This window comes from Brachyspira sp., from assembly GCF_050873525.1.
Taxonomy (GTDB): domain Bacteria; phylum Spirochaetota; class Brachyspiria; order Brachyspirales; family Brachyspiraceae; genus Brachyspira.
In genome coordinates, this window is record NZ_JBNMIZ010000077.1 from 1 (window position 1) to 11482 (window position 11482).

The 11482-nt window shown below is 28.8% G+C and carries 12 protein-coding genes; 4 read left to right on the top strand and 8 right to left on the bottom strand.

Annotated elements, in window-relative coordinates; genetic code table 11:
- Positions 1–119 precede the first annotated feature (119 nt).
- Positions 120–857, top strand: a complete 738-nt coding sequence (locus tag ACR0QS_RS06705) for a GntR family transcriptional regulator (protein ID WP_432632668.1) — start codon at positions 120–122, stop codon at positions 855–857.
- Position 858: 1 nt separating this feature from the next.
- On the opposite strand, the gene ACR0QS_RS06710 is transcribed toward ACR0QS_RS06705, so the two are convergent.
- Entirely contained in the window at positions 859–1881 is a 1023-nt protein-coding gene (locus ACR0QS_RS06710) for a PfkB family carbohydrate kinase (protein ID WP_432632669.1), read from the bottom strand.
- 79 nt (positions 1882–1960) lie between these two features.
- Positions 1961–2707, bottom strand: coding sequence for a ComF family protein (locus tag ACR0QS_RS06715; protein WP_432632670.1), 747 nt, complete (start codon positions 2705–2707; stop codon positions 1961–1963).
- A 371-nt stretch (positions 2708–3078) separates the two neighbouring features.
- Between ACR0QS_RS06715 and ACR0QS_RS06720 the strand changes: the two genes are divergently transcribed.
- Entirely contained in the window at positions 3079–3963 is an 885-nt protein-coding gene (locus tag ACR0QS_RS06720; RefSeq protein ID WP_432632671.1) for an alpha-1,2-fucosyltransferase, read from the top strand.
- A gap of 34 nt (positions 3964–3997) precedes the next feature.
- On the opposite strand, the gene mnmG is transcribed toward ACR0QS_RS06720, so the two are convergent.
- From mnmG to ACR0QS_RS06735, 3 genes are all read right to left on the bottom strand, one after another.
- Entirely contained in the window at positions 3998–5857 is a 1860-nt protein-coding gene (gene mnmG, locus ACR0QS_RS06725; RefSeq protein ID WP_432632672.1) for a tRNA uridine-5-carboxymethylaminomethyl(34) synthesis enzyme MnmG, read from the bottom strand.
- A gap of 11 nt (positions 5858–5868) precedes the next feature.
- Positions 5869–7023 (bottom strand): hypothetical protein, encoded by a 1155-nt coding sequence (locus ACR0QS_RS06730; protein WP_432632673.1) that lies wholly within the window; start codon positions 7021–7023, stop codon positions 5869–5871.
- 97 nt (positions 7024–7120) lie between these two features.
- Complete coding sequence (locus tag ACR0QS_RS06735) at positions 7121–7390, bottom strand: co-chaperone GroES (RefSeq protein WP_432632674.1); 270 nt, start codon at positions 7388–7390, stop codon at positions 7121–7123.
- Positions 7391–7567: 177 nt separating this feature from the next.
- Between ACR0QS_RS06735 and smpB the strand changes: the two genes are divergently transcribed.
- A complete protein-coding gene (gene smpB, locus ACR0QS_RS06740) occupies positions 7568–8053 on the top strand; it encodes an SsrA-binding protein SmpB (protein WP_432632675.1) in 486 nt (161 codons plus the stop codon).
- An 8-nt stretch (positions 8054–8061) separates the two neighbouring features.
- Complete coding sequence (locus ACR0QS_RS06745) at positions 8062–8949, top strand: DUF58 domain-containing protein (protein WP_432632676.1); 888 nt, start codon at positions 8062–8064, stop codon at positions 8947–8949.
- Here ACR0QS_RS06745 and ACR0QS_RS06750 read toward each other — a convergent pair whose 3' ends face one another.
- The 3 genes from ACR0QS_RS06750 to ACR0QS_RS06760 form a co-directional block, all read right to left on the bottom strand.
- Entirely contained in the window at positions 8950–10047 is a 1098-nt protein-coding gene (locus tag ACR0QS_RS06750) for a peptidoglycan DD-metalloendopeptidase family protein (protein ID WP_432632677.1), read from the bottom strand. It abuts the gene before it with no gap.
- A gap of 82 nt (positions 10048–10129) precedes the next feature.
- Positions 10130–11155 (bottom strand): 23S rRNA (adenine(2503)-C(2))-methyltransferase RlmN, encoded by a 1026-nt coding sequence (gene rlmN / locus ACR0QS_RS06755; protein ID WP_432632678.1) that lies wholly within the window; start codon positions 11153–11155, stop codon positions 10130–10132.
- Between the two features lie 17 nt (positions 11156–11172).
- Positions 11173–11436 carry an FmdB family zinc ribbon protein gene (locus ACR0QS_RS06760; protein WP_432632679.1) on the bottom strand — a complete coding sequence of 88 codons (264 nt, stop codon included), beginning with the start codon at positions 11434–11436 and terminating at the stop codon, positions 11173–11175.
- Between the last annotated feature and the right edge of the window lie 46 nt (positions 11437–11482).

Here is an 11482-nt window from a genome sequence, read left to right on the forward strand (position 1 = left end):
GTCCAGACGGGAAAAAACTACCAGAAAATAATGAAAATATTTAATTTATTGCAAAATATATATTATTATTTATAATTAAATTAATGACTAAAATTATATAAGGATTATATCAAATTAATATGTCCAAATTGAAAAATAATGACGACAACTTAAAAAAATTTAAAGCCCTCAAAAAAGAAAAAAATGAATCGATAGGCGATTATGCAGTCAGAGTTATCGAATATAATATAATAAATATGTCGCTTCCGCCGGGAACTTTTATAAGCGAAAAAATAATAAGCGATATGCTTGATATTAGCAGAACTCCAGTTAGAGAAGCTTTTTCAAGATTGGAGAAAGCAAATTTTATAGAAATCTATCCTCAAAAAGCGAGCAGGGTTTCTTTAATAGACATTGATATAATAGACGAAACTAATTTTATAAGAAGAACTTTAGAAAAAGAAATAATTAAAACGGCTTGCGATAAACATTCTAATGAAGATTTAATTTTATTAAATGAAAATATCTCTCAATATAAGAAAAATATAAAAAATGACGATTTATATAAATTATTGGATATAGATAATCAATTTCATAAAATATTATTTTTGATAGAGAATAAAAAACTTGCTTATAGTATAGTCAAAGATTCTATGAAACATATTAACAGAGCGAGAATATTTAATATTATAGAAATGGATAAAAACAAAACATTAACAAATAGAAATAGAACATTAAAAGAACATCAAGATATATTTCAAGCGGTTAAAGAAAAAAATTCTAAAAAAGCGGTTTCTTTAATCGAAACTCATTTAAGTCATGTAACCGAAGATTTGGAATTATTAAAAAACAAATTTCCAGATTATTTCAAAAATTAATTTATCTTTTTACATCCAATTTTTCGGAGCTTTCCATAAGAGATATTACCTCTTCTTTTGTCGTTAAATTCCAATCGCCGGGAATAGTATGCTTTATACAAAACGCCGCTGTCGCAAATTCCAAAATATATTGATAATCTTTAAACATATTCAAACCCGAAAGTATCCCCGCCGCAAAAGAATCTCCCGTTCCTATTCTATCGACTATATTTGTAATATCGTATTTTTTAGATTTATAAAGATTTTTATTATTATAAAGCAAAGCGGATATATTATTATGATTTGAATTTATAGTTTCTCTTCTTGTGGTTATAACGGTTTCAAGCGAATATTTTTGAGTAAGTTTATCCATTACGATTTTATAATCTTCATCGCTTATTTCAGAATCTACATTTAAATCGCTATCTACTCCCAATATTTTTATCGCATCGTATTCGTTTGCAAATACTATATCGGAGTATTTTACTATTTCAGGCATAACCTCTTCAATTTTTTTACCGTATTTCCATAATTTTTTTCTATGATTAATATCGCAGGAAACTTTTATATTTCTTTTCTTCGCTTCTTTAACGGCATATAAAGTTAAATCTGCTGCGCTTTGAGTAAGTGCGGGAGTGACTCCGCTTACATGAAAATAAGACGCGTTATCAAAAACTTTATCCCAATCAAAATCTTTTATATTGGCTTCCGATATTGAAGAATGTTCTCTATCGTAAATAATATTTGAAGTTCTATAATTATTTCCTTTATCCACAAAATATATTCCTAATCTTTTTCCGCCCCAAGCTATAGCCGAAGTGTCGACTTTATGACTCAAAAGCAATTCTTCCACTTTATGCCCTATCGCATTATAGGGAAGCATGGTTATATATCTGCTGTTTAATCCAAATATTGACGCAAGAACGCAAATGTTAGCTTCTACTCCTCCAAAAGTAGCGTTTAATTTTAACGATTGAAAAAGTCTCTCGTTATCTATAGACGAAAGCCTTAACATAATCTCTCCAAATCCAACTATATAAGACATAAATATCTCCTTAAATAATTTATTGATATACTAATATTTTAGTAAATTAATCAATATTTGTCAAATAAAAATTGTATATTTAGATTGAATTTGTATAAACTCTCGCGACGGTTAAAACTCCAATTTTGCCTATATTTTCTATTTTTCTAATTTCAGAAGATATTTCGTTTAAAGTCGCTCCAGTAGTAAAAACATCGTCTATTATTAGAATGTTTATTTTTTCTTTCAAATTATTTTTAAAATTTTTATTTATCTTAAAAGCGTCTTTTATAGTCGACTTTCTTAATTCTTTATCTTTTATCATACTTAAAGGATAAGTTTCTTTTTTTCTGCCAATAATATTTTCAATCAATTTTATATTCAAAATTTTTGAAATTGTTTTCGCTATAATTTCGCTTTGATTATATCCTCGCTCCAAAAATCTATTTTTTCCCAAAGGCACAAAAGTTACGGCGTCAAATTTTTTAATATAGTCTTTATAATAAAAAGATAATATCGCTCCGAAATCGCTGCATATCAAATATCTATGTGAGAATTTCATTTTATGAATCAAATCAATCGTTATGCCTTTATAATAAAGCATAGATTTGCATTCGTCAAAATAAATTTCTTCGTATTTGCAAGCGCAGGTTTTATTTTTATCTTCGATTAATTTTCCGCATCTTTCGCATCTTGTATAATCGTCTTTATGAATATAGTCTAATTTTTTATTTATGCAGTCTATACAGATATAATTCATTTTTTCGCTTTCAATCATATTTCCGCAAATTATACAATGGTTTGGAAAAACTATTCCAAAAATATTTTTTATAAATTTTCTAATCATATTTTATTTTTTAATTTTTTTTGTTAATTTTAATTATATATTAAACGATTTTATATTTAATATATTAAATGTCTATATATTATTATAATTCTTTATAACATTTACCGAAATTAGTGTTGACATTTTTTATAAAATGTTATAGTTAATTTAAATTAGAAATTGGTATAAAATTCATGCGAAATACTATAGTGATATTTTAAACTTTTTATTAGTTTCCATTTATTCTAAAAAGCGCTTTTTGTATTGCATTTTTAATTTTTTGGGAGGCGTAGAATATTATGCCTAACGAAAAATTAAAGAAATATTTGAACGATATTGTTTGGTAGATACCGTTTAGAAAATTAAGAGATTTTATTAAAGAATTAGTTTATATGATTTTAGAAATTAAAGAACAAAATGATATTTTATTAAAAGTAGCAAATGATAATACAGGCTTTATAGTTGTAGAATTTGTAGGAGGATTTGCTGACCAACTTCGTTTATATAGATTTGGATATTCTATTGAAAAATTATATAACAGGAAAGTTTTATACGATATTTCATTCTATAACAATTACGGAAAAGATGATATTGGAAAATACAATCGTAATTTTGAACTGTTAAATATATTTAATGATTTTTCTTTTAAAACGGCTACAGATAGTGAAATAGAAATTGCAAAAAATTTTTATATAAACGGATTAGAATATAAAAATATTGATATTACCGATATTATTCAAAACCGTAAAATCATTTATTTAAATTCTTATAATGCTTGGCTTCCTAAAATTAAAAAATTAGATTTTAATGAAGTGTTCGATTTGGATAAATATACTCTTCCAAAATTAGATAACGACAATAAAAGCGTTTACAAGGATATTAAAAATTGTAAACATTCCGTAGCTTGTCATGTGAGAAGAAACGATTATTTGGTAGTGGACTATAGAAGATATGATTTGAACGAAGATTATTTTATTAAATCGATTGAAAAAATAAGCAAACAAATTAAAGAAAAATTAAAAATATATTTCTTTTCGGACGATATGGATTGGGTGAAAAATAAATTAATTCCTTTAATAAAAAATAAATACGACTATATGTCGGTTGATATAAACGATAACGACAAAGGATATTTAGATTTTTATTTAATAAGCAACTGCAAATATCAAATCGCCTCCGAAGGCAGATTTTGTGAAAAGGCGCATATATTCAATAAATACAAAAATAAAATTCTTATTACTCCAAACGACATAGATGAAAAATATAACAGAATATAAAATAGATGTAATGATTTTTTAAATTAATAAAACACTATCTTTTATTTTTCTTAAGGCTATTTATCGCAAGAATCAAAACATGCGCAACGGACATATCTATTTCTGGAATTCTTAAAGCCTGCGAGATATTATAAGGTTTGAATTGTTTTAATTTATTTATCTGGTCTATCTTCACGCTTTGTAAAGTGGAATAATCAAAATCTGCAGGAATAATCATATTCTCGTATTTTTCAATATCTTTTATTTCGTTCAAATATCTTGAAATATAGCCTTCGTATTTTAGCGAAGTTTCCGCATTCTCCAAAACATTTTTATTATAATCGTTATCAACGAATTTCAAAACGGTATTTATATTGCATTCTGGACGCTTTATTATTGACGCCAAAGTCATTGTTCTAAATTCTTTTGCCTCTTTTTCAAATCCCAATTCTTCAGTTTCTTTTTGTGTGAGAGTTCTTTTATTCAAAAAATCAACCAATATTTGAGTTTTCTTTTTTTTATCTTTTACTTTTTCCAATCTTTCTTTGCTTGCCAAACCTATATTATAAGATAGTTCGGTAAGGCGCTCGTCAGCGTTATCCTGTCTTAAAAGCATTCTATGTTCCGCTTGAGATGTAAACATTCTATGAGGTTCTTTCGTTCCTCTTGTCGTCAAATCGTCTATCAATACTCCTATATAACCATCGCTGCGCTTTAATATAAAAGGGTCTCGTTTTTGTATTTTCAAAGAAGCGTTTATTCCCGCCATTAAGCCTTGACATGCCGCCTCTTCGTATCCGCTTGTTCCGTTTATCTGTCCCGCCAAAAATAATCCTTCTATTTTTTTCGTTTCCAAAGTGGGTTTTAATTCTATTGGATTAATATAATCGTATTCTATCGCGTAAGCTGGTTTTAATATTCTCACATTTTCAAGCCCTTTCAAACTTCTTATCATTTTAATTTGAATCTCTTCGGGTAAACTTGAAGAAAAACCGTTTATATAAACTTCGTTCGTTCTATAGCTTTCTCTTTCCAAAAATAATTGATGTCTTTCTTTATCTGCAAATCTCACAACTTTATCCTCGATACTCGGACAATATCTCGGACCGATTCCTTTGATTACTCCGCTATACATTGGCGACAAATGAATATTATCGGTAATGAGTTTATGTATATTTTTATCCGTATAAGTTATATAGCAAGGAGTCTGTTCTATATTTATACTTTCCGTTAAAAAAGAAAATGGAACTATTTCATTATCTCCATGCTGAATATCCAAAATATCCAAATCAATAGAATCAAAATCCACTCTCGCTGGAGTTCCCGTTTTTAATCTGCCGACTTCAAATCCTAAATTTCTTAAATTATCCGACAAACCAATTGACGGAAGTTCGCCGATTCTTCCCGCTGGCTTTTGATATTCGCCTATATGAATTAGTCCGTTTAAAAATGTTCCCGTTGTGAGTATTACGGCATCGCTTAAATATTCTCTTCCTCTTTCGGTTTTAAGTCCTTTTATAATATTATTTTCAACGATTAATGAATCGACTATATCTTGATGCAGAGTTAAATTGTTTTGAGAGTATAAACTTTTTGTTGCCTCGTCTTTATAAGCGTATTTATCCGATTGAGCCCTCGGCGCCCAAACTGCACGCCCTTTGCTTCTATTTAGCATTCTAAATTGCATCATAGTTTTATCGGCTAAAATTCCCATCTCTCCGCCCAAAGCGTCAATTTCTTTAGCTATAGTTCCTTTCGCCACTCCGCCGATTGAAGGATTGCATGACATTTGCCCTATCGTGTCAAGGTTAATCGATATTAATAAAGTTTTCATTCCGAGTCTTGCGGAAGATAGAGAGGCTTCTATTCCAGCATGTCCCGCTCCGACAACTATAACATTATATTTATTATTCATAATTTTACCAATTAATCTTTTATCTTTATTAAATCGAGTTCGTATAAAAACGGAATATTTTTTTTGACTTTAACTATATAAAATACGGAAGATAAAAATATTCCAACCAGCGCCAATATAAAAGTAAAATCGCTTAAAGCAAACGCCACTTTATATAAAGCGAGTATTGAAACGGGGATATATATTCCGCCTACAAAAGATGTGATTATAAAGAATAATATTAAAGTAAAAACAGGATTTCTCATAATATTGTTTTGCGAAATAAATTCTATTCCCAAATAATTTATAAAAGAATTCAAATATATATAAATGATAAAAATGCATGCTAAAATAAAAAATCCTATCGAATACATTTTTTCTCTTTTAACCGTAAAGCCCGCAATAAATAAAACCAATAATATAATTGAAAATATATAATTATTCATCGTTATCACAAAGCCGATTACCAAAAGTTCTAAAAAGATTAACAAAATCATTGGAACAAACTGCTTTTTTATCGAACTGAAACCAAAAAAAGTATATATTACAATTTTTGATTTTATATTTCTGTATTCATAATATATATGCCTGAAATAACTTATAAATATCAGCGCTATTGAAATTAAAAATAATGTTGGAAAAAGAGTTGCGACTATTATAATAGATGATTTTGGATTTAAACTTTCGTCTTCCAAATTTAAAAATTTCGATTGAAAAGAATTGTCTTTAATATTGATATAAGCAAATTCTTCATAAGATATATTTGTGTTGCCCGTAGAACCTACATAAAGTATATGCATAAGAACGATTCCGTCTCCAGATTTTAATAAATTGATTTTTGCAGTAGCGATTCCGTCTTCGTCCGTAGGAATGACGAAAACATTTGTATAATTTTTATTTTCTTCGAGCGCATCAAATTCGTTTATATTATTTATATTAGTATTTTCCGTTTCAAATTGAAAAATATCGGGATTTAATGAAGTAAATCTAACGAGTCTATTAACCAGAGGAAATCCGCGCCTTTCTATCATTATAGAAACTTCGTTTACCGCGTTTGTGTCGGAGATATTAAAATTATTTTCTTTATTGTAAGTAAAAATATATTCGGGAGATTTATTTGAAGATTCCTCACCGTATAAAAAAGATGCAAAAATCTGCATTATAATTATTAATAAATATTTTTTCATTTACTATAATCTTAAAAATAATTTAAAAAAGAACATTCAGTCGACAAAACATGAATGTTCTTAAAATAAAATTTTATCAAAATATTTTCACAAAAAATTATTTTTTTATAAGAGCGACTATCTCTTCGTTTTTAACGATTAAATATTCCGCGTCGCCTTCTTTGATTTGAATGCCGGCATATTTATCGTATATCACTATGTCGCCTTTTTTAACTTTAATATCTTCGCTTTCGCCAACTTCTACAACTTCGGCTCTTTGAGTTTTTTCGGTAGCCGTTTCTGGGATATATATTCCGCTTGAAGTTTTCGCTTCCTGTTCCAATATTTTTAATAGAACTCTGTCCGCTAATGGTTTAATAGATGACATTTCTATAACTCCTTTTAATCTAATTAATTTTTTAAAATATTATATAATAAAAGTTTTAAAAGTCAAGTAATATAAAGCTGATATTTTACAAATTTTAATAATATAAATTAATCGTAAAATTGACAAATATATTTATTTAAGTATAATTCTTTTACTGAAATATACGGAAAATAAATTATGTCTAAAAAGAATAAAAAAGAAAAAAATAATAATATTTCATCTGGAGAAATAGTTAAAAATAAAAAAGCGCTATTTAATTACGAATTGCTCGAAAAATACGAAGCGGGAATAGTTTTACTCGGAACGGAAGTTAAAGCCTTAAGAGAACGAGCGGTAAATATGTCGGATAGTTATGCGTCTTTCAAAAAGGGCGAACTTTTTATAGTTAATATGCATATATCTCCGTATAATTTTGGAAACAGAAATAATCATGAACCTTTGCGGGAAAGAAAACTTTTAATGAAGAAACGAGAAATAAAAAGATTATTAGGAAAAGTGAAAGAACAGGGACTTACTCTCATTCCAATAAGTTTATATTTTAGCAAAGGAAAAGTGAAAGTTGAACTTGCGCTTGCCAAAGGAAAAAAACTGCATGACAAGAGAGAAACTTTAAAAAGAAAAACTTTAGACAGAGAAATGGAAAGATATATAAAAAAATATTAGGAAAATAAATGTTTGGAAATGGAAATATAACCACTAAAGAACTTTTAAAATCAGTTCGGCAAATAGAAATAAAAACTTCAAGAATAGTAAACTCTTATTTTTCGGGGCAGTATCATTCGGCTTTCAAAGGACATGGAATAGAATTTGACGAAGTTAGAAAATATACGATAGGAGACGATGTTCGGGCGATGGATTGGAAAGTTAGCGCAAGATATAGCGAGCCTTTTATAAAAAGATTTAGAGAAGAGCGAGAACTTAATGTTATAATATTGGCTGATTTTTCCGCTTCAACTGATTTTGGATTTACAAAAACAAAACATAATCTAATAATAGAAGTCGCCGCCCTGCTTTCGTTTTCGGCTTTGAAAAATAACGATAAAGTAGGGCTTCTAATTTTTACCGATACGGTTGAAAAATTTATTCCGTTAAATAAAGGCAGAAATCATGTTTTAAGAATTATAAGAGAGCTTATAGAATTCGAGCCTAAAAATATAAAAACTAATATAGCGAATACTTTGGAATATTTTAACAGAATTCAATCGAGAGGAAGTATAACTTTTTTAATAACCGATATTTGCTCGGAACTTCCAAAAAAAGAAATTGATATAACGAAAAAGCGTCATGATTTTATAGTATGCTTGGTAAACGATATGCTCGAATACGAACTGCCAAATCTCGGCGGAACTTTGATTATGTCCGACTTAGAAAACGATGATTATATATATTTTGATATGCGTAATAAATCCGTAAAAGATAAATATTTAACCGAGCAGAATAAAATTATGGAAGATAAATTAAATTTTCTTAAAAAAAATTCTATCGAAAAAATATTACTCGACACTTCGAGCGATTATGTAAGCGAAATAATGAAATTTTTTATAAAACGAAAAAGATAATTATCTCTTTCTTATAAACTTCGATATAGATATAAAATCTACAGGATTTAACGCGACTCCGTTTCTTCTCACTTCAAAATGCAAATGGCTTCCCGTTGAATTTCCAGTGCTTCCCATTCTTCCTATCATAGTTCCCTGTCCGACATTAGCGCCGACTCTCGTAGTTATTTTATTTAAATGTCCGTAATAAGTGGTATAGCCTTTATCATGACGAACGATTACTAAATTGCCGTATCCTCCGCTGTAGCCCGCAAATATAACTTTTCCTTTTCTTGATGCGTAAACGGGAGTATTCAAACTTCCAGGAATATCGACTCCCATATGTTTCGTTCTGACTTTTGTAATAGGATGAACTCTATAACCAAAAACGCTGCTTATTCTCGTTACTTTTGTAGGCAAACTAAACATCTGTCCGAATTTATCTATTCTCTCTTCCAAAGTATATTTTGCGCCGGGTAAAAATATTTCGTCTCCCGCGTTTATATTGTCTTTATCATAGATTTTATTGAAAGATAAAACTTTATTCAAGTCGATTTCGTATTTTTCGGTAATTTCTTCTAAACTCTCGCCTTTTTGAACGGCATATAATAAACCGTTTCGATTTGGAATTTTAATTTTCTGTCCTGGACGCAATTTATTCGCGTTGCTTATTCTATTTACACTAACCAAAGTATCCAAATTGACGCCTATTTTTTTTGATATTACGGTTAGATTATCTCCGTTTTCTATCGTATATTCGTCATATTTCATTCCTATTATTCCATCGCTGTCTAAACTATCATCCGCCATCAAATAATCGTAGAAAATATCGGAAGAGTTTGCAATCGAATTTGCATCGGATGTCACCGTTGGAATATTATTTAAATTTTCTTCAAAATTGTTGTCGGTTTCGGGCGATATTTCGGATAAAAGATTTTCTTCGGAAAGATTATTCGAAGATGTATGAATTCCTAACAACATGAAATTCGCGAACATAATAAAAATTGCAAAAGAAACTATCCATATTAAATATTTTTTTATAAGATAAATCGTTAAACTGTTGGAAAAAAAATTCCTTCTTCTCTGAACTCTTGTATATTTTATTTTTTTATGTTTCATGCGAATCAACTTTAACAGAAAATTTAATTTTATTTCTTTACTTTATAAGTATTATTTTATATCGGAATTTTTAATCAAATTATTAGTTTTTTATGGCAAGCTGTCCGCATCCAGCGAGTATATCCTGCCCTTGTTTGAATCTTTCGATTACTTCCACGCCGTTATCTTTCAATATTGATTTGAATCTTAAAGTAATATCTTTATTTGGCTTTTTAAGTTCTGGAGCATGTTCTACTGGATTCATAGGAATTATATTGACTTTAAACGGAAATTCTTTTTTTAAGTTGACTATTCTGTAGGCATCGTTTACCGAATCGTTAATGTCTTTTATAAGAACCCATTCAAAAGTTATCATTCTTTTTCCGTTTTTGCTGTATCGTTTTAATATGGCAATCAAATTTTCCACATTATATTTTTTATTTATAGGCATTATTTTATCTCTCACTTCGTTTTTCAAAGAATGCAAAGAAACGGCAAGCCTGCAGTCCAAATCTTTTTCTATTAATTGTTTTATTCCAGTAATCTCTCCCGCTGTCGATATCGTTATATGCCTTATTCCCAAATTAAATCCCTTATAGGAATTTATAGTTTCTATCGCTTTAAATAAATTTTTTGTATTTGCCAAAGGTTCGCCCATTCCCATAAATACAATCGAATTGACTTTTTTCGTTATCGCTCTCATTAATATAAATTCCGCCAGTATTTCGTCCGCAGTCAAATTTCTTGAAAGTCCCATAGCTCCCGTAGAACAGAAAGCGCATGAATATCCGCATCCCACTTGAGACGACAAACAAAATGTGACTCTTTCGTTTTTAGACAATATTACCGATTCGATTTTTTTTTTATCGTATAACGAGATTAATAATTTTTTAGTTCCGTATTCGTCTTCGAATATATTTTCCACTTTTGAATTATGAATAAAATAATTTTCTTTAAGCGATGCTCTCAAATCTTTCGGAATATCGCTCATCTCTTCAAAATCGGTAGCGTATTTTTTATATATCCAATTTAAAATTTGCGAAGAATGAAATTTTGGAAAATTGTTGCTTTCGCAAAATTTCGCCAAATCGTCTTCCGAGAGATTCATTATAGATATTTTTTTAGCCATAATTATTTTTATTCAATTTATTTTGTTTTTACGGCGGGACATTTTGAATCTGCGCAAGTTTCTGCTTTCGGACAACTTTTCGCTTCATTATTATTTTTATCATTCTTATAATCGGTTACATAAAAACCTTTGCCCTTAAAAATTATTCCGCTATTTAACGAAATCATTCTTTTTGACTTTCCGCTGCATTTTGGACAATCGGCTTTCGCTTCCGCCGTCATAGATTGAAACTCTTCAAATTCGTTTCCGCATTTTTGGCATTTATATTCATAAGTCGGCATAATCTAATCCTATTTTATATTTTTATTTATTTTAAAAATTTGAGTA